Here is a 19760-nt window from a genome sequence, read left to right on the forward strand (position 1 = left end):
TCGGAATGAACGGAATCGCGTTGCACCAGGCTGCAAGAGGCTCAATGATGGCTACGAAAGATATCATCGACACGCTCGCCGGGATCGAACGGGGTTCAGCGCTCGATACCATTCGCGGGCGCCGCCTGCAGGCGCGCGACAACGCGCAGCAGAGCTATCTCTCTCTGTTCGAGCCGATCGACGCCAGTGACTTCTCGCTCGTCGAGCGCGCCGCGGTCGCGCTCTTCGTGATCGGCCTTCACCGCGAGCCGACTGTAGCTGCCTTCTATCGCGCGAAGTTAGCTGCGATCGCCGACGGCGCACGCTTGGTCGAGGCGATCGAGGTTGAAATCGTGCGGGGCGAGACCTCTGGCCCCTACGGTGCCTTTCCGGATGGGCCGCTGTCGGTCGAGAACAAGGCGGGCCTGATCTACCACGTCAGCGCGGAGCGCAAGGCCGATCTCGGGGGCCGGCTCGTTGTGGCGTTCGAGCATGCGCATCTGCTGGTGTTCCGCCCGCGCGATGCGGCTGCGGCCGACATGAAGGCGCTGCTCGCCGCCGGCTGGTCGAACACCGGCATCGTCACGTTCTCTCAGCTTGTTGCGTTCCTGTCGTTCCAGGTGCGCGTCGTCACCGCACTGCGCGTGCTCGGTGCCTCGCTCGGGCGCACCGCGAACGCCGCGGCCGGCGCGTAAGGAGGTTGCATCATGACCGCTGCAAGCAATGTCAATCCGCCCGTCGCCTTCACCCAGGATGAACTGGGCTGGGTGTCGTGGATCGATCCGCTGCCCGAAGCCGAGCTGACCGAGCGGCATTTCGCCGGCCTCGTCGATCGCTCCCGTTCCAAGTCCGAGTATTTCCGTCTGCTGGTGCGCGATCCCGAGGTGCTGGAAGCCCGCACCAAGACCGACAAGGACATCTTCTACAATGTTGCCGACGGCCTGCCGCGCGCCGAACGCGAACTCGCGGCGGCTGCGACCTCGCGCTACAACGGCTGCATCTACTGCGCCTCCGTGCATGCGCGTTTCGCCAGCACCTATTCCAAGCGCCGCGACGATGTGCAGCGGCTGCTTGACGAGGGCGTTGGCGCCGATCTCGGCGAGCGCTGGAATGCGGTCGTCAAGGCCTCGGTGGCGCTGGCTGCGACGCCGATCGCGTTCGGCCCCGACAATGTCGATGAGCTGCGCCGTGCCGGTCTCGACGATGCGGAGATCGTCGACGTCATCAACGGCGCGTCGTTCTTCAACTGGGCGAACCGGCTGATGCTGTCGCTCGGCGAGCCCTCGAAATAGGCAATCTCACCGGCATAGAAATTGCTGGTTGTTTCAACACCTGACAGGATGGAGCCGTCCATGAGCAACATCGATCGTCGTACCCTGGTCAAGGGCTCGCTTGCCGCCATGATGGCGGGAGCAGCCTTCTCGCGCGCCGCCTTCGCGCAATCGTCCGAACCGATCTTGCTGGGCGTCAGCGGTCCGCTCACCGGGCCGAACGCGCAATATGGCACGCAATGGAAGCAGGGTTTCGATCTCGCGCTCGACGAGATCCAGGCAGCGGGCGGCATCAACGGCCGCAAGCTCGCCTATAGTTTCGAGGACAGCCAGAGCGACCCGCGCCAGTCGGTGGCGATCGCCCAGAAATTCGTCTCCGATCCCAGGATCGTCATGGAGCTCGGCGACTTTTCAAGTCCCGCCTCGATGGCGGCCTCGCCGATCTACCAGCGCGGGGGGCTTGTGCAGTTTGGATTTACCAATTCGCATCCCGATTTCACCAAGGGCGGCGACTTCATGTGGAGCACCTCGGTCAGCCAGGCCGATGAGCAGCCGCTGCTGGCGGCCTATGCCGTGAAACGTCTCGGCCTGAAGAAGCTCGCCGTGCTGCACCTCAACACCGATTGGGGCCGCACCAGCCGCGACTATTTCGTCAAGGCCGCGAAGGAACACGGCGCCGAGATCGCCGTCACCGAAGGCTACATCGCGGAGGAGCGCGACTTCCGCTCTACGCTGGTGCGTGTCCGCGATGCCAGTCCGGACGGGCTGATCCTGATCTCCTATTATTCTGACGGTGCGCTGATCGCGCGCCAGGCACGCCAGGTCGGGCTGAAGCAGGTGATCTGCGCCGCAAGCTCGGTCTACTCGCCGAAATTCCTGGAGCTCGGCGGGGAGGCCGTCGAGGACGTCCATGTCGGCACGCGCTACTTCCCGGAAGACCCGCGCCCCGAAGTGCAGACGTTCATCGCGGGCTTCAAGAAGAAATACAACGGGGTGGAGCCCGACGCGTTCAACGCCTACGCCTATGACGCGATGAACATGGCGGCCGCCGTCGTCAAGATCGGCGGCACCGACCGGCGCGCGATCCGCGACGCTTTTACGAAAGTGAAGGATGTCTCGAGCGTGATCTTCGGCAAGGCGACGTTCGACGTCGAGAGCCGGCGCGTCAAGGGCGCCATGAACGCCGAGCTCGTCGTGCGCAAGGGCCAGTTCGCGCTCTGGGACGGCAAGCCGACCTGAGGGGATCTCCTGCGTGTCTTCCTGGCTCGACTACACGATCAACGGGCTGATCGTCGGTAACGTCTACGCCCTCGTTGCGGTCGGGCTCGCGCTGATCTTCGGCGTCAGCCGGCTGATCAACTTTGCGCAAGGCTCGATCTACCTCGTCGGCGCCTATATCGGCTGGGTCGCGGTGGTGCAGCTGCATACGCCGCTGCCGCTTACCATCATCGTGGTCGCGGTGGCGGCGGCGCTGGTTGGCCTGATCATCGAACGGTTCGGCCTGCGTCCGCTGCAGAACTCGGTGCGCATCGCCCCGCTGTTGGCGACCATCGGCATCAGCTTCGTGCTCGATCAGCTCGTGATGCTGACGTTCTCCCCCAATCCGCGCGCGCTGCCGAGCCAGCTGCCAGACGTCCGCTTCCAGATCGGCGGCGGCACGATCGGACCGCTCGATCTCTTGATCGCCGGCGTCGGCATCACCAGCGCGCTGCTGCTGTTCGTGTTCCTGCGCTACAGCAAGCTTGGCTGGGCCATCCGCGCCACGGCCCAGGATCGCGACGCCGCGATGCAGATGGGTGTCGACGTCAACCGCGTCAATCAAGCCGTGTTCGGCATTGCGGCTGCGCTCGGCGGCATTTCCGGTCTGCTGGTCGGCATGTACTACAACCAGATCGACACCGCGATGAGCCTGCAGGCGACGCTCAAGGGCGTCGTCGCCGAAGTCGTCGGCGGCGCCGGCAACGTGCCGGGTGCGGTGATCGGCAGCCTGCTGCTGGGATTGGTGGAGAGCTACGGCGTCGCCGTGTTCGGCACCAGCTACCGCAATCTGTTCGCGTTCCTGCTGCTGGTCGTGGTGCTTGTGCTGCGCCCGAACGGCCTGTTCGCCAGCGCACGGCAGGCGCCGCCCGAGCCGCTCACCGGCACTTTCATCGCGCCGAGCCGCCCGGTGCGCATTCCGCGCTGGGCTCTGCTGATCGCTACCGCGGTCTTCGCGATCCTGCCGCTGTTGCCGGTGTCGTTCTACGTGCTCCAGACTCTGATCAACGCCTGGCTGCTCGGCATGCTCGCGCTGAGCCTTACGCTGGTGGCGGGCACGATCGGCCAGGTGTCGCTCGGACACGCCGCGCTGCTCGCGATCGGCGCCTACACCTCCGCGCTGCTGTCGCTCACCTTCTCCGTTCCCGTCGGCCTCGCCATCATCGGCGGCGGCCTGATGAGCGCGGCGCTCGGCACAGCGCTGATCTCGCCGTCGTTCCGGCTGCGCGGGCATTATGTCTCGATCGCGACGCTCGCGATCGGCGAGATCGTCTCGCTGGTGATCCTGAACTGGGAGAGCGTCACGCGCGGGCCGATCGGCATCTCCGGCATCCCGCCGCTGTCGCTGTTTGGCTATGAGCTGGTCAGCCCGATTTCGATCTACTGGTTCAGCTTCATCGCGATGGTCGTGCTGGCGCTGCTGCAGGGACGCCTGCTCGGCTCGCATCTCGGCCGCAGTTTTCGCGCCATTCGCGATGACGACATCGCCGCGCGCGCCTATGGGCTCAGCCTGAATCGCTACAAATCGCTGGCCTTCATCTTCGGCGGGTTCGCGGCCGGCGTCAGCGGCGGCATCGCCGCGCATCTCTATTCCTACATCAACCACGAGACCTTCAATACGCAGCAATCCATCCTGGCGCTGACGGTCGTGATCCTCGGCGGACTCGGCAATGTCGTCGGGGCCATCGTCGGAGCGGTCGCGCTGGTCGGCCTGCCGGAAGTGTTCCGGATCGCGGCGGAGTACCGCATCCTGATCTACGGCATCGTGCTGCTGCTGCTGGTGCGGTTCAGGCCGCAGGGCCTGTTGGGGACGATGTGATGGGCACGACCATGCTGTCCCTGCGCGGGCTGACGCGGCGCTTCGGCGGCCTCACCGCGGTCGACGCCATCGATCTCGATCTCGCCAAAGGCGAGCTGATCAGCATCATCGGCCCGAACGGGGCCGGCAAGACGACGCTGTTCAATCTCGTGACCGGGCTTGACCGGCCGGACGCCGGGACGGTTCGCTTCGAAGATCAGGACATCACGGGTTTCTCGCCGGAACGGCTCGCCGCCGAAGGCATCGCGCGCACGTTCCAGCTCGGCCGTGTCTTCGGCAATCTCAGCGTGATGGACAACGTGTTGATCGGTGCCCACACGCGGCTGCGTGCGGTCAGGCCGACCGTGCCGGTGATCGGCCCGCTGCTGGAATTGGGATTGGCGCTGCTGCGCCCCGCCAGTGTCAAGGCCGAGGAGGAGCGGCTGCGCGAGGATGTGAAGGTCATTCTCGCGCGCTTCGGCGAACGGCTGCTGCCGCGCATCGACCAGCCGGCCTACAGCCTCTCTTACGCCAACCGCCGCCGCGTCGAGATCGCGCGCGCGCTCGCGCTGAAGCCGCGCCTGCTGCTGCTCGACGAGCCGACCGCCGGCATGAACCCGACCGAAACCACTGAGATGCAGGGCCTCGTCGCCGAGCTGAAGGCCGAAGGACTGACGATCTTGCTGATCGAGCACAAGCTCGAAATGGTGATGCGCCTCTCCGATCGCGTCATCGTCATGGACGAAGGCAAGAAAATCGCGGAAGGTCCGGGCGAAGCGGTGCGCGGCGATCCCAAGGTGATCGAGGCCTATCTCGGCCACGGCCTGACGACGAAGCAGGAGAGCGCGGCATGACGAACACGCCGCCCGATGCGCTGCTGGCGCTTACCGACGTCAACACCTTCTACGGTCAGGCCCAGGTGCATTTCGATCTGTCGATATCAGTTCCGCGCGGCCACATCGTCTGCCTGCTCGGCGGCAACGCCAGCGGCAAATCGACGACGATGAAGATCATTTTGGGCCTGGTGAAGCCGCGCTCGGGCGATGTGACTTTCGACGGTGCCTCGCTGCTCGGGCTGACCACGCCGCAGATCGTCCGCCGCGGCATCGCCTCGGTGCCGGAGGCACGGCGCCTGTTCGCGGACATGAGCGTGCGCGAAAACATCCTGATGGGTGCCTTCGTGCGCGACGACCGCGAGGCGATCGCGCAGGATCTCGACAAGATGCTCACGCTGTTCCCGAAGCTCGGCCAGCGGCTATCGCAGCGCGCCGGTTCGCTCTCCGGCGGCGAGCAGCAGATGGTCGCGATGGCGCGCGCGCTGATGAGCCGTCCCAGGATGATCGTGATGGACGAGCCGACCATGGGCCTGTCGCCGCTCTATGTCGACCGCGTGCTGGAACTGATCCGCACCATCAACCGGGAGGGCGTCTCGGTCTTCATGGTCGAGCAGAACGCCAGTCTCGCGCTCGAGATCGCGCACGAGGCCTATGTGCTCCAGACCGGCAAGATCGTTCTCTCCGGCTCCGCCCGCGCGCTGAAAGACGATCCCCGCATTCGCGACGCCTATCTCGGCGGCTCCGAGGCGGCGTGATGCAGTGCGCCGACGTCATGGCCGGGACAAGCCTGGGCATGACGACCTCCCGCAAATCCGCATATGCGATCATCAGGCGGCCGCCGGGTCTGGTCAGTATGACCATCCTGTGAAAAGATCATACCGCTCGTGCGTTGGTGCGTGCAGCGGACGGAATGATGGTCGTGACGAAATTATCTCTGCGGGCGGTCGAGCCCGGAACGGTGCTGCTGTTCGGCGGACTGATCGCGGCCAACATCGGGGCGTGGACCTGGGCCTTCGCGGCATTCGGTGACAGGCCGACGGTGATGGCGACCGCGCTGCTCGCCTGGGTGTTCGGCCTGCGCCACGCCGTCGATGCCGACCACATCGCTGCCATCGACAATGTCGTGCGCAAGCAGATGCAGGCAGGCGGCGCGCCGCGCAGGGTCGGACTCTATTTCGCGCTCGGCCATTCCACAATCGTCGTGGTCGCGACCATGCTGCTCGCGCTCGGCGTCGTCAGCCTCGGTGGCGACAGCCTGCTCAAGGAGATCGGCGGTTTCATCGGCACATCGGTCTCGGCGCTGTTCCTGCTGGTGATCGCGGCCATCAATCTCGTCATCTTCGTCGGCCTGTGGCGGACGTTTCGCGCGGCACGGGAGCGGGGGATTCACGACGCGGAGGGCGTCGATGCCCTGCTTGCCAATCGCGGCGCCCTGGCGCGGCTGCTCGGCCCGATGTTCCGCCTGGTGACAAAACCCTGGCACATGTACCCGCTCGGCTTTTTGTTTGGGCTCGGCTTCGACACCGCAACCGAAATCGGCCTGCTCAGCATCTCCGCCGGCGAAGCCGCGCGCGGCGCTTCGTTTGCCGATGTCCTCGTTTTCCCCGCGCTGTTCGCGTCGGGCATGGCGCTGGTCGATACCGCCGACTCGGCACTGATGGTGAGCGCCTATCGCTGGGCCTTCGTCGATCCGCTGCGCAAGCTCTGGTACAACCTCACGATAACAGGGGCTTCCGTGGCGGTGGCGCTGTTGATCGGCGGAATCGAGGCGCTCGGGCTGATCGCGGACCAGCTCAGCCTGTCCGGCGGCGTGTGGGCACTGGTCGACGCACTCAACGACTCGCTCGCCAATGTCGGCTTCGCCGTGATCGCGCTGTTCACGATTGCATGGCTGGTTTCGGCCGTGCTCTATCGGCGCATGTTTGCGGTTGAGCGGCGTCGCGCGGCGGATGCGCTTATCGGCGCCGATGTCACCGAAGCGGCCTGATCGACAATCCGCTGGCTCAAGCCGGCGCCGCGCTCGCGACCTGCTCTGCCGGCAGGTGGTCGGCATTGGGATCGCCCGGCGCGGTGGCCCAGGCGAGCTCCACCAGCGTCACGATCCGGCGGCCGGCGCCGTCGAGCTGACAGACGATCAGGCCCTGCTCCTCCATGTAGCCGAGCAGGCGTTGTGCCCGGCGCAGCGAATGCGAGCCGTAGGCGCGGGCGATCGCGGCGTCTCCGGGGCAGGGCCAGCCTTCCTTCGCGGCACGCGCGATCATCATGAACACGCCCTGCATGTCGTCGGGCAGGATCGAGGCGCGGAGCGATACGTCCTGCCAGGCGTCGTCCTCGGCGTGCTCGGCGCCGAGCCCGGCGCGTGCGCGTGTCAGCATGCGCCGAAATTCGGTGAGGTCGGGCACCGCCGAGCCGAGGCCCTCGATGCGGCAGCGGACCACGAACTCCTGGTAGAGCACGCCGACCGCGCGGAAACCGGCATCGGGCGCGGCGAGGACGGCACGAAGGGTCCGATCCACGCGCTCGCGCCGCTCTGCGAGTTCCTCGGCACTGACCGGGACCTCGATCATTTCGGGGCCGATCTCCGGTGCCGCAGCCTTTGCGGCGCGGAGCTGCTCGAGCAGATCGGGCGCGGGCCGGCGCTGCGGCCGGCTGGCATCGGGCGGCGGCGCTGCCAGGATCACGGCGCGCATATTTTCGAGCGTGGCCTCGGGCATCGGCATCAGCCGCGGCGTGGAAGTGCGCGGCTGGGTTTCGGTCGCTCCGATATTCAAACGCAGGGGGCGTCGCGACAGCGCGGGGCCGAGCGCCATGAATTGTCCGCGTTCGAGATCGCGAAAGGATTCGGCCTGCCGCCGCTCCATGCCGAGCAGGTCGGCGGCGCGCGCCATGTCGATGTCGAGAAAGGTGCGGCCCATCAGGAAGTTGGACGCTTCGGCCGCGACGTTCTTGGCGAGCTTTGCCAGCCGCTGGGTCGCGATGATCCCGGCAAGCCCGCGCTTGCGGCCGCGGCACATCAGATTGGTCATCGCGCCGAGCGAAAGCTTTCGCGCTTCATCAGAGACTTCGCCCGCGACCGCAGGCGCAAACAGCTGCGCCTCGTCGACGACCACCAGCATCGGGTACCAATGGTCCCGGTCCACGTCGAAGAGCCCGCCGAGGAAGGCCGCGGCGCGGCGCATCTGGTTCTCGGCGTCGAGCCCTTCGAGGTTGAGCACGGTGGAGACGCGATGCAGCCGGGCGCGCTCGCCGGCAACCTGAAGGCCGCGTTCGGTGTGATCCTCGGCCTCGATCACGAGATGGCCGAAATGCTCCGCCAGCGAGACGAAATCGCCTTCGGGATCGATGATGGCCTGTTGCACCCAGGGCGCGCTCTGCTCCAGCAGCCGCCGCAGCAGGTGTGATTTGCCGGAGCCCGAATTGCCCTGCACCAGGAGGCGGGTCGCCAACAGTTCCTCGAGGTCCATGGCCGCCGCGGCGCCCGCCGTGGTCTGCCCCATCTCGATCGCAACCGTCATGCCCGACTCAAGTCCCATCATTCGCGGAGAGGGGCTTATCAACCCGGCCGCGGCGCGTCGAGCGCCACGGCGAGAATCATGCGTCGTTGCCCACGGCGGAGTTCAGGCGTGATTCGATTGCCGTAGAAGTGCGGGCCGATAGGGGGCTTGCGGATCGTCGTCCTCGTTCTCCGGGATGGCGCAGGAGCCGAACTCCTGCCTGATCCGCTCGATCTCGGCGATGCGCTCGTGCAGCCGCTGCAAATGCTCCGGGGATTTCGCCCGCCAGAATCGAAATGTCTCGGCCGTGAGCGGCAGGAACGCGGTGCCGAACAGCGTCGGCTCGGGAACGACGGTGCGCCCGAGCAGCAGGAATCGGTCGGCGCCGGAGACGACGAGGGTCGCGTAGCCGCGGTTTCCGATTCGCCTGATCCCGTTCAGCGACCATTCGGCGAGCTTGCTAAAATAGGGCTCGTCGCGCCAGCGATCGGGGCAATGGTCGTCGACCGTCACGTTCACGGCGTCCTGGCTGAAATGCACGATGATGCCCGACTTCGCCGGAAACCAGTCGTCGTCGAGATGGCCTTGCAGCCAGGCGCAGACGAATGAACGGCACATCTGGGGACGGCGCTCGTAGATGCTGCAACCCGTGCCGGCCTGCCAATGGTTGCACAGCTGGTTCACCGGCTTGTCGACGGCGGCCACTTCGAGGATGTCGCAGCAGGCATTGCACGAGCCGCATTGCCGCGCAGGCTGGGCCGTCTTCGTCGGACCGGTTCCGCGAAAACCCTGGCCGTCGCGGACCAGCAGCTTCTGCTTCTCCAGCGCGTTCAACGCACGTTCGATTTTGAGGCGAGACAGTCCGGTGGCGTCGATCACGCCCTTCATCGTCGTCGCGCCTGCCTCTACTGCGCGGACGACGCTCAGCATCGCCTGGTCCATGCTTCTTTTCTTCGATTTTTCTTGTCTGGATCCGAACGCGGGGACCGCAAACGGTGTCTGGACAAGCCGTAGAAGACAGTTGCAAACCTATGTTGCTCAGGCCTGTCCGCGAGACAAGGCAACGAGCCTGCCGCGCGCGCATGCGGCGTTTGCGCAAATGAAGGATCTCGTCCGAAGCCCGCGACATCGTTCGCGCGCGCGGCGGGCAGAAATTGTGCGCTTTGGTTCAGTTCGAGCGGAAAGGCAGCATTTTCTCGCTGCGCCACGTCGAGACATGACGGGCAACATGGCTCTGTGTCATTCAGACGTTATTTGCGGGTGAAAGCAGGAGGGAACTGAAAGCGACACGATTGCGTGATCGACGAGACGCCATCACGCCTGTTGAGTGTGAATCACACCGGGAACAGTGCCGCGCGAGATGATTTGCGGGTAGGGCATGGTGACGCTCAGCCCCGGTGTCCTGGGAGCGCAAGCGCCGACGCGTTCGATGGCGATGGAAGCGCCCGTTACAGCGCGCCCGATCCGCCCTGCACGATCTTCTCGTTGAGCTTCAGGTCCACGGTCTCGACCGTGCGGTCGATCTCTGCATTGGGCGCGCCGAGCTGATGCGAGATCAGCTTCACCAAGAGGTCGACGCGCTCGATGAAGGGCGCGCCGCCCGCCACCGCGCGTGCGGCCGACGACGGCTTCAGCAGGCTCTCGGCAGCCTTGGCGTATTTCGCGAACGGCACCTGGTCTTGCGGATCGGCGCCGAGACGGCGGGCGATGGCGTCGACATGCTCGTAGATGGTCTGCGAGCGCGCGAGATCACCGTGCACGGCGTCGCGGATCGACTGCGGCTCGTGCGGCGTGATGCAGCGGTAGTTGCCGGTCAGCAGCATCGACCATTTCGCCAGCGGCACGAACAGAGAATCGAACACCTTCAACTTCACCGGCACGTCGTGGCCGTCGAGCGTCACCGCGTCGATGTCGGCTTCGAGCTCGCGCAGCACCTTGTTGTGCGTCTCGTCGGCGAACACGGATGCCTTGAAATTCGTGGGCAGGCCGACGTGAAGCACGTTCGCAGCCTCTTCCGGCGGACGAAACGCCTGCGGATCGGGCGAGCACAGGGTCACCAGCCCGGGCTCGAAGCGCTCCCACACCTGCGCATTGGTATAGGCCTCCTCGAGATCCATGTCGGCGAGCGAGGGGATCCGCTTCAGATAGGGCAGCGGCGGCATGTTCATGATCGACAAGCACGGCAGCTTCGCCGCGGCGATCCTGACCATGAGAACGCGCACCGTGTGGTTGGTGTATTGCGGCTCCTGCATCGCAAGGCCGACCATGTCGTATCGGGACAAGTCCACATTGGCCGGCGTCACGGCGTCGAGCTTACCGGGCAGGTCGCGCGAGAAGATGGCGCGGTGAACCGCCTCATCACGCAACTTGATGCGCACCTCGGTCCCCTCGCGGTTGATCAGCTCTGCGGTCTTGGTGCGGCAGACCAGGGTCACGTTGTGCCCGGCCATCAGCAGCTTGGTGCCCAGCAGGGAGCCGTAGGAAGCCCCGAGAATCAGGATGTTACGCGCCATGTCTCGTCCCTTTGACAATTTGTGCGATTTTTGAGCCCCGGCCGTCATCCGCGGCGAGTTTGGCGGGCATGTAAGGCAAAGTGCGCGGGAATGGCAACTGGGATAATGGATACAAGGCGCAGAAGGCGCGGCAGGCGGCCCGGCGTGTGCTTGACGGCCAAAAGCGAGACGACGCCCTGCTGGCGACAGGGTTCTGCAGGTACTTGATCTGCTCAAATAACTGGCTAACCGAAGTAGGGAATGTTGTACGTTCTCGATCGCCCTGGCTCGCCCAGAACGCGATTATACCTCGTCACGTCTCGCGCGCCGGGTGCGGATGAGCGCCTTAGGATTTGTTGCGCCGGTTTTCCTGCGGCACTAACAGCCGGAAAGTCCCTTGGCGAAGGCCGTCGGCATCGATCAGGCGGAAAGCCGCCGCATATTTTATCGCTATCGTGATGGGTGGCACGCCGGATCGGCGTCATCAGGAATTCATGATGGAAGCCGACACAGGCGATGGGTTTTCCGTCACCGAATGAGCTCCAATTTTAGTCGTCCACCGCAACAAAAAACGACAAACGCGGGACTGCAAAAAATGGCAGAGTGGTGCGGGGCCTAAACTGTGTATCAGCAACAGCCAACACCGAATGATCGTCAGCCTCGGGGCGCCGCCGCGCGGACTGAACCGGACACTGGCTATTGTGACCTTTCGCTGCGCGCCCAAAGGGCCGGGAAAGAGATCAAGGCACGTTGCACCATCGGCGGACACGAGCATGACGGCCGCGATCATGCCCGCCCACGATCGTACCTTGTGCATGGCGCTGCGCTGAAAGCGAAGCCGGCAAATCTTTGCAATTCAGGTCTTTGGCAGTCCCTGTCCGGGCAAGCGTTCACGGCGCCGTTAGGGGACTGACATGGATGGTGCTCATTCGTCTCGCTGCTCGCGCGACGGCGCGGGTGGCAATCTGGCACGCTTGCGCAGTCGCGCGTCGGAGTTTTTCGAGAACCTGTCCGTCACGGAACTTGCGCGTGAGGCGCACAGGCATCTCTGGGTTTCAGAGTGGTCGAGGATTGCCGACGACTACCGGATCTTCGCCGAATCCGCGCGGGACGATGGCTCCGTCTGGATTTCACGCGAGGCGTGGCTGTGCTCGCTGACAGCCCTCGAAATCGCACGAAGTCTATCTTGTCCGGAAGATTCCACGCGCCTCGACCTCGCAGACAAGGCCGGGATCGGCCTGAGAGGCTTCGAGGATGATGCCGGTCAGGTGATCGAGCGCGTGAAGATCGATGGCTTCGATCAAGAAGCGTTGACGGGCCTCTTTTTGCCCGCTTGTCGTCGTGAGCCTGGGGCACCCGCACTCATCTGCGTCGGTGACGATGAGGGCTCCTTGGCCTCGATGATGAGCCGATTGTGGCCGGCCGCACTCTGCCGGAATGTGTCACTCCTGCTTGTCCATGCCCGCGCTTCAGCTGCTCGTCGCTCCTTCAAGCCGGAGCACGTCCTGCAGTGCTGGCTGGACTATCTGGAGGCTCGGCCGGATGTCGATGGACAGCGGATTTCGGTCTACGGCGAAGGGATGTGCGCCAGTGATGTATCCCGCCTCGCCTTATATGATCGCAGGATAGCTGCCGCGGTGTGCGATGGCGGCCTTTTGGCGTCGGTCAAGCGTCGTGCGTCGGTTCACTGGATGACCGGCGTCGAGCAGACGGTCCTTGACGGGGCCTCGACAGGCTCGCTGCTGCCGTCGCGTCAAATCGCTTGCCCGCTGCTCATGGTCGTCGGGAGCCGCTCGATGGTCCGGGAAGCGGAGGCTCTCGAGCTGCAGGCCGGTTATCGGCACGCCGGAGCCGATTGCTCGGTCGTCGTGCCAAACCGGATCCCGTACCCTTTGGGCGAGATCGAGAATTTCATCTCCGTGGACGATTTCATCTTCCAGTGGCTGGACAGCAAACTCGGAACGGCCGGTCGGATCGATCCCGTAACCTACCTCTAGGCGTGACAGACGCACATTCCACTCAGGACATCGGAAGATCAGGACACGTCGATTGCCAGCAATCGTGCAGCCAGCCGGGCATTCTTGGCAATCGTCGTGAGCGCATCATTCAGGTCTGTCAGGGTCTTCTCGTCGAGCTCGTTGAACATGGTCGAGTTCAAGGCAAGCTTTCTCTTGGAGAGCTTTTCGATCTCCGTGGTCGCCTTTGCGGTGAGCGACATCAGGACGAAGCGCGCGTCGTCCTCTGCAGGCCGCCGCGACAGGAAGCCCCCCTTTTCGAGACTCTTGGTCTGGTTGGTCACGAAGGCCGGGTGGACGCGCAGCTTGTTCGCGATGTCGATTCCGGCGACACCTCGCCCTTCGTCCAATTCGGTGATGGCCATCAGGATCAGCCACTGCGGCTCGGTAATGCCCAGCAGTCCAGCCCAGCTGGTGTGGATGTCCTCCAGCTGGGAATGAATTTCGACGACGTTCCAGATGAAGTCCGTAATCGCCCTGTCGAGTTTCTTCTCGATCATGTGGCTCCCTCCCCGTTTATCCCTTGCCTATCTTTAATGGGATATCTTGGAAGCGTCTCGAAAATCGCGCGCCGGCCAAACGGAGGTACCGCGCGGAAGAAATCGTAGACCAAATTATTACTTGCAAAGAACAATTAATTTTATTATCGACTATCGTGCTCTATTTCGCTTTCTTGACCCACTCGATGGACAGCGATGCGAGACCTCCAAGAAGCCCTCGGGATGCCCCCTGAGGGCTTTTCTTGTTCCAGGCAACGGCTCTTCTGGGGGATATCGCCGATGTTGCTCTTAGGACACATCGCGGCTCGAACTTTCGATTCATCAAATCAATAAATTGAGGCAGTTGTTTTTATAAACTATATGTGAAGCCACGACGGAGGGGGGGCACCTCACTGTCGTTTCAGTCCGGACCTTCGTGCGGATCTGAATTGAGCGAAATTGAGAGGGTAAAGCGGCTTCCTCCGGGAGCCGAGCCCCCTGAACCGACCTGGAGGTTTACTAATGAAGTTGACGAAGACACTCTTTCTGGGCTCGGCTGCCGGCCTGATGGCCGCATCCGGAGCGTTCGCTGCCGATCTCCCCGTGAAGGCCAAAGCGGTCGAATACGTAAAGATCTGCTCGCTGTACGGCGCCGGCTTCTATTACATCCCGGGCACCGACACCTGCATCAAGCTCGGCGGTTACATGCGCGCTGACGCCGTGCTGGGCTCCAACTCGGACTTCAATCCGAACCAGGGCGGTACTGCCGGTGCTCGCAACCGCATGATGAACTACTACACCTTCCGTTCTCGTGAAGACCTCAACATCGACACCCGCACTGCGACCGAGTACGGCGTGGTCCGCACCTTCTTCGACGGCGTCTTCACCTGGACGAGCGGCAATTACACCCCGACCGGTTCGGTAACGGGTGGCACCCAGTACAGCGGCGCGCTCGGTCTCAACGCCGCGGGCACCGCCCTCGTCGGTTCGAATGGTAGCGGCAGCGTCAACGGCACCGACGGCAACACCTCGGCCGGTGCGCTCGGCGTGTACTATGCCTTCATCCAGTTCGCCGGCTTCACGATGGGTAAGGCCGTGTCGCAGTTCGACGCGCCCTGGACCAACTATCCCGGCAACATCACCGACAACCTCGTCGGCGGCAGCGGCACGGTCACTGGTGTCAACCAGTTCACCTACACCGCCGACTTCGGTCAGGGCATCACGGCAGCGTTCTCGGCTGAAGACGTCTCGGCCTACTATCAGGCCGGCAACCTCAACATGAGCGGCGCGACCGCGGGCGGCATGATCGGCGGTTCGTACGGCACCAACGCCATCGGCGGCACCCGTTCGCCGAACCTCGTTGCTATGGTGCGTGTCGACCAGGCTTGGGGTCTCTTCCAGGCGTCGGTGGCTGCGCATGACAACCACGTTGGTTACTACGGCGCGACCGAGCCGACTGGCCACCCCGACGACAAATGGGGTTGGGCGGTTCAGCTCGCTCTGTCGATCAAGAACATCCCGACCGGCGCGGGTGACACGATCAACATCCAGGGCGTCTACACCGACGGTGCGACCCGCTACAACTTCCAGAATCTGTCGGGCAGCTCCTATGCGCTGTACGGCAACTCGGGCATTGCTGGCTCTTACGGCAGCATCGGCTTCGCCAATGCTCCCGACACGGTGTTTGTTGGTGGCGCAACGCCGAGCCAGCAGGAAACTGTGAAGACCTGGGGCTTCCGCGGCGCCTACACCCACAACTGGGATCCCAACTGGAACTCCGCGCTCTACGGTGCCTACGCTCAGGCCCAGTTCGGCACGCTGGCCAAGACCACCCTGTGCGGTGCTGGCGGCGGCGGCGGCGTGTTCGGCGGCCTGGCGGGTGTGACGGGTTGCAACCCGGACTTCGCGATCGGCCAGCTGGGTGTCGTCACCCGATGGACCCCGGTCAAGAACCTGACCTTCTCGGCTGATGTCTCCTGGACCCATCTCGACCAGAAGTACTCTGGCACGGTTGGCATCTCCCCGTCGGCCACGACCGCCAAGCCGGCCGCGGTCTACGAGCTGAAGGATCAGGACTCGATCGCCATGATCCTCCGCGCTCAGCGCAACTGGTAAGATCTGTCGAAACACATCAACGAACACCCGGCGGGAAACCGCCGGGTGTTTTTTGTTGGCACGGCCGATGATGTAAAGCGGCGAAGCCGGAAGCCGGTGCCCGAGCGCAAGCGTGATCCGCGGCCACTCTTCCGGCGCGAGACCTTGCTCGAATTGCGGCGCGCTCGCTTCGGGCGACGGCCGCTCATCACCCGTCGGGCAAAACACCTGAAAGGCTGTCAATCGGCCGCCGCAAAAATATTCCACTTTACCGAAATTCGGAAACGACGTATGTGTCGCCCATCCCGGCTCATTCTTGAGGGGCGATCTTGTGGTCGTCACGTTCGCGAGCCGCGCTTGCGGTGGACGCGGCAGCGTTCGGGTGCGAGAGGCGTGGGCAGGGCGGATTGCTCTCCGTGAGCCCAAGGCTTCGTTCCGACGAGCGGCGCTGCTAGGCTTCGTCTCGTCTGTAAGTTTCCGGCTCCGTCGACAGGGCTGGGAAAACTGCGGCGAAATGGCGGGCCGTGCGTACGGCAAAACCGTGTGGTCCTGGCCGTCGTTGCTACGGTCAAGCCTTGGCGGATGCGGCATCTGCGTCGACCGGCGCGGTGCCGGTGACTTTCGCGAGGGCGAGGGAGGCCAGCAGGAACTCGGCTCCCGGGAGAGCACGGCATAAGCCGTCCAACCATCGCGCAGGGAAGGCCGAGTGATTGGCTACACCTGTATGCTGCTGTGCGGTTTTTCTGCGTGTGCTTTTCGCGCAGCGGACCGCGGGTGCCAGCCGGCACCCGGCCTTCCCTGTGCCCTCTTGGATAAGAGGGTGGAGCGACGAAGCAAAGCTCGGGCGAAATCAGCCGCGAGGATGCGAAGGTGTGTCCGCAATTCAAAATGCGAGGAACAGTGGCGCTATCGCCTCATACTCCGTCATTGCGAGCGCAGCGAAGCAATCCAGTCTGCCGCCGCGGAGGGATTCTGGATTGCTTCGCTGCGCTCGCAATGACGATGTGGAGAGAGTGTGTGCCACACTCCGCTCCCGTGCCCCGGACGCAGCGCAGCGCTCTTGCGGTACGCTGGAGAGCCGGGGCCCATGTCGCGACATGGGACCGTGTCGCCATCTGGATCCCGGCTCTGCGCTGCAAGGCTTCGCGCTGCAGCTTGTCCGGGATATGAGAGACGAAATTGTCCGCAGCGCAAGCTCCGCGCGCGGAAATCACGCGTGCCTCACCCCTGGTTCGCCACGCGCGCGCGGTCGAGATGCTCCTCGATCTTGGGACGGTCGCGGGTGCGCTCGAAACTGGTGCAGAGCAGTTCGGTCTCATCCAGCGAAACCGGGGCGCGATACAGGCGGCACATGAATTCGGCCGTTGCGCGTCCCTTGCCGGTACCCGGCCCGCGTTCGGCGAGAAACATGCAGTCCCGGCAGATGCTGGCATCGAGCCGCTGATGTGCCGCGTCGAGGTGATTGAGGATCTCGCGCAGCGAATCGCGAAGCCTGACGCACTCGTCGGGTCCGAGCGCCGTGACCGCGTTCAGCACGTGATTGATCGGATCGTGCTGGCTCAGGCACTTTTCGCCCTGCGCAGTGACGTGCAGCACGACAGAACGCTTGTCTTCGTGCGACGGCTTTCGCACCAGGAAGGACTTGCCCTCCAGCGTCTTCACGATCTGCGATGCGGTCGCCCTGGTGGCGCCGATGAAGCCGGCAAGCGCGGACGGCGTACGCGAAAACCTGTTGGCGCGGCCGAGAAAGCGCAGCGCCATCCATTCCCGGTCGCGCAACCCATGCTGATTGCCTTCGAAATACCAAGCCCTCGCCGCCTGAACCAGCAGCTCGACGGCTTCTCTTGCCAACGGCATGAATTCCTACCTTGCCCCGGGAGTCACGTTTGCGGCGCCCCGGAGCCGCCTTCCGTAGTTGCGCACGAGCCGTTTGCGAGAAGCCGTACCGACCGCGATATCCGACACATGCACCGTGCTCTTCTCTCGCGTAAAGGCACGGCCTGCCTGGCGCCCGACATGGACGGATGGGCACTGCAGGTTATGACGCGGGAAGCGGTGTTGCTGTTGGTATGCCATTCGCGGCGTCGTCGCACGGGAGCCCGAATAGCCGTCGCCAGCAGACGATGGATCGGAGTAGTTCAACCGAAGCCCCTAAGGTTCAAGTCACACGCAGACGTTTCTTATCTTCGACGAAACGATGAATGAGCTTCTCAACAAAATCAAGTAGAGACCCTCTCTGAGACAGGATGTCGTCGCAGGCGAATGTAACGTTCAAGACAATCTCGCACTTCGGGGACACATGATGGTGAACGCAATACCCTGTCCCACGAGCAACATGCACGCGACTATGCGACGGTTTTATTGCACGGCACGTTGTTGGCTGTCGTTGATGCAAGTTGGTCGAAGCTTGTGCATGACGACGATGTGCGTCGGCATGTCATCCACAACTTGTGCGTTCTGCCAAGGATTGTCCGAGGGAACTCACAGGAATTACACGCGGCGGTTGTCCGGACCGAATCACGGAATCGTCGTTCAGTCGCATTCGGCGCGGCTGCGCGATTCCCTCACCCGAACGGTGGAGGCGTTCACGGCGGAGACCGCAGACAACCGTGCATGCGCGGGAAGCGTGGCGGCATTCGCAATCACCCGTCGAAGACCACGAGCAAGGGGCGATCGCGGGGCGCCTCGCCGACTCAAGCTGAGACTTGCTAGTCGCCCTTGAGCATGTCCCGCAGCTCGCGGAACGGATCGGCGCTTGGCGGAGCCGAAGCGTCCTGCTGCATCGCGCCGTAGATTCTTGGGACCATGTCGACCGCCTGGTCGAGCCCCGAATCACGTCCCGCCTGGTATCCGCCCATCAGGCGAAGGTCGCGGGTGTCCTCGTATTTGGCGATCATGGCCCGCAGCTTGCTCACCAATTCACGCTCTTCGGGGTCCCAGACGTTATGGGCGAGGCGGGAGACCGAACCCAGAACGTCCACGGCCGGGTAACGCGCCTGGTCGGCGATGTGCCTGGAGAGCACGATGTGCCCATCGAGTGTGCTGCGGATGGTATCGGCGATCGGCTCGTTGTGATCGTCTCCGTCCACCAGCACCGAGAAAATCCCGGTGATCGTCCCGGATCCCTCCTCGCCGGGTCCGGCGCGCTCCAGAAGGCGCGGCAGATCGGTGAAGACGGTGGGTGCGTAACCGCGCGCGACCGCGGGCTCACCCGCGGCGAGCGCGACTTCACGGGCTGCGTGGGCGAAGCGGGTGATCGAATCGACCATGAGCAGGACGGATTCGCCCCGGTCTCGGAAATATTCGGCGACCGCCATGGCCGTCTTCGGCGCCAGTCGCCGCATCATCGGGCTCTCGTCTCCCGTCGACACGATCGTGACGGCGCGGTGACGGTCGGCGCCCAGCACGTCCTCGATGAACTCGCGCACCTCGCGGCCGCGCTCGCCGACCAGGGCCAGCACGACGGTGTCAAAACCCTGACTGCGGGCGAGCATCGCAAGCAGCGTCGATTTGCCGACGCCGGAGCCGGCAAAGATGCCGACGCGCTGCCCGGCGCAGATCGGGGCGAACAGGTCGATGACGCGTACGCCGGTGCGCAGCGGCTTGTGGACCCGCGCGCGCTTCATGGCCGAAGGCGCCTCCGCCTCGGCCGAGACCGGACGCGACCCGGGGGTGAGAGCGCCCTGTCCGTCCAGCGGCGCCCCGAGCGCGTTGATGACGCGGCCCTTCCAGCTCGGATCCGGCGCAAAGGACATGGGGGGCATCCGGTAGGCGACCGAGCCGAGGCCGCCGGCGAACTGCCGGTCGAACGGCTTGGCGATGATGCCCTCGCTGTCGATCCGCACCACCTCGCCGATCTGGGGCTTGCCGCCGGAGTTGACGCCGATCAGTTCGCCCAGCCTGACGAAGCGCGACAGGCCGGAGACACGGAAATGCGTCGACGCGATCTCGGAGATCGCGCCGCTGACGTTTGCCAGGGGAGTGCTCTGCTGAAGCTCCAGCAGCGCCCACTCAAGTTGCCGAAGAGCGTTCAAGGAAACCGTCC

General features: G+C 64.3%; 15 protein-coding genes. 9 read left to right on the plus strand and 6 right to left on the minus strand.

Features of this window, described 5'->3' with window-relative positions:
• Positions 1-47: 47 nt before the first annotated feature.
• The 7 genes from ABIC03_RS19150 to ABIC03_RS19180 all read left to right on the plus strand — a co-directional run bounded on the left by ABIC03_RS19150 (position 48) and on the right by ABIC03_RS19180 (position 7128).
• Entirely contained in the window at positions 48-674 is a 627-nt protein-coding gene (locus tag ABIC03_RS19150) for a CMD domain protein (RefSeq protein ID WP_354060092.1), read from the plus strand.
• A 12-nt stretch (positions 675-686) separates the two neighbouring features.
• Complete coding sequence (locus ABIC03_RS19155; protein WP_354060094.1) at positions 687-1271, plus strand: alkylhydroperoxidase domain protein; 585 nt, start codon at positions 687-689, stop codon at positions 1269-1271.
• A gap of 60 nt (positions 1272-1331) precedes the next feature.
• Positions 1332-2489 carry an ABC transporter substrate-binding protein gene (locus ABIC03_RS19160; RefSeq protein ID WP_354060096.1) on the plus strand — a complete coding sequence of 386 codons (1158 nt, stop codon included), beginning with the start codon at positions 1332-1334 and terminating at the stop codon, positions 2487-2489.
• A gap of 13 nt (positions 2490-2502) precedes the next feature.
• Positions 2503-4326, plus strand: coding sequence for an ABC transporter permease (locus ABIC03_RS19165; protein WP_354060098.1), 1824 nt, complete (start codon positions 2503-2505; stop codon positions 4324-4326).
• Positions 4326-5159, plus strand: coding sequence for an ABC transporter ATP-binding protein (locus ABIC03_RS19170; RefSeq protein ID WP_354060100.1), 834 nt, complete (start codon positions 4326-4328; stop codon positions 5157-5159). The genes ABIC03_RS19165 and ABIC03_RS19170 overlap by 1 nt, the downstream gene beginning before the upstream one ends.
• Positions 5156-5896, plus strand: coding sequence for an ABC transporter ATP-binding protein (locus tag ABIC03_RS19175; protein ID WP_354060102.1), 741 nt, complete (start codon positions 5156-5158; stop codon positions 5894-5896). The genes ABIC03_RS19170 and ABIC03_RS19175 overlap by 4 nt, the downstream gene beginning before the upstream one ends.
• A gap of 155 nt (positions 5897-6051) precedes the next feature.
• Positions 6052-7128, plus strand: a complete 1077-nt coding sequence (locus ABIC03_RS19180) for a HoxN/HupN/NixA family nickel/cobalt transporter (protein ID WP_354060104.1) — start codon at positions 6052-6054, stop codon at positions 7126-7128.
• A 16-nt stretch (positions 7129-7144) separates the two neighbouring features.
• On the opposite strand, the gene ABIC03_RS19185 is transcribed toward ABIC03_RS19180, so the two are convergent.
• The 3 genes from ABIC03_RS19185 to ABIC03_RS19195 form a co-directional block, all read right to left on the minus strand.
• Positions 7145-8656, minus strand: a complete 1512-nt coding sequence (locus tag ABIC03_RS19185) for a helicase HerA domain-containing protein (protein ID WP_354060106.1) — start codon at positions 8654-8656, stop codon at positions 7145-7147.
• A gap of 102 nt (positions 8657-8758) precedes the next feature.
• Positions 8759-9577: a CxxCxxCC domain-containing protein gene (locus tag ABIC03_RS19190; RefSeq protein ID WP_354060108.1), complete on the minus strand. Its 819-nt coding sequence runs from the start codon at positions 9575-9577 to the stop codon at positions 8759-8761.
• A 506-nt stretch (positions 9578-10083) separates the two neighbouring features.
• Entirely contained in the window at positions 10084-11148 is a 1065-nt protein-coding gene (locus ABIC03_RS19195; RefSeq protein ID WP_354060110.1) for a ketopantoate reductase family protein, read from the minus strand.
• Between the two features lie 893 nt (positions 11149-12041).
• Here ABIC03_RS19195 and ABIC03_RS19200 point away from each other — a divergent pair.
• A complete protein-coding gene (locus ABIC03_RS19200) occupies positions 12042-13124 on the plus strand; it encodes an alpha/beta hydrolase family protein (protein ID WP_354060112.1) in 1083 nt (360 codons plus the stop codon).
• Positions 13125-13162: 38 nt separating this feature from the next.
• Here the strand turns inward: ABIC03_RS19200 and ABIC03_RS19205 are convergent, their stop codons facing one another.
• The gene (locus ABIC03_RS19205) at positions 13163-13642 is read right to left on the minus strand and encodes a MarR family winged helix-turn-helix transcriptional regulator (RefSeq protein WP_275169389.1); all 480 of its coding nucleotides are present in this window, start codon (positions 13640-13642) and stop codon (positions 13163-13165) included.
• A gap of 501 nt (positions 13643-14143) precedes the next feature.
• Here ABIC03_RS19205 and ABIC03_RS19210 point away from each other — a divergent pair.
• Positions 14144-15736, plus strand: coding sequence for a porin (locus ABIC03_RS19210; protein ID WP_354060115.1), 1593 nt, complete (start codon positions 14144-14146; stop codon positions 15734-15736).
• A gap of 1200 nt (positions 15737-16936) precedes the next feature.
• Here the strand turns inward: ABIC03_RS19210 and ABIC03_RS19215 are convergent.
• Complete coding sequence (locus ABIC03_RS19215) at positions 16937-17572, minus strand: MarR family winged helix-turn-helix transcriptional regulator (protein WP_275169387.1); 636 nt, start codon at positions 17570-17572, stop codon at positions 16937-16939.
• A gap of 851 nt (positions 17573-18423) precedes the next feature.
• A complete protein-coding gene (gene fliI, locus ABIC03_RS19220; protein WP_354060117.1) occupies positions 18424-19749 on the minus strand; it encodes a flagellar protein export ATPase FliI in 1326 nt (441 codons plus the stop codon).
• Between the last annotated feature and the right edge of the window lie 11 nt (positions 19750-19760).

This window comes from Bradyrhizobium sp. RT6a (genome assembly GCF_040547675.1).
In the GTDB taxonomy this organism is placed as follows: domain Bacteria; phylum Pseudomonadota; class Alphaproteobacteria; order Rhizobiales; family Xanthobacteraceae; genus Bradyrhizobium.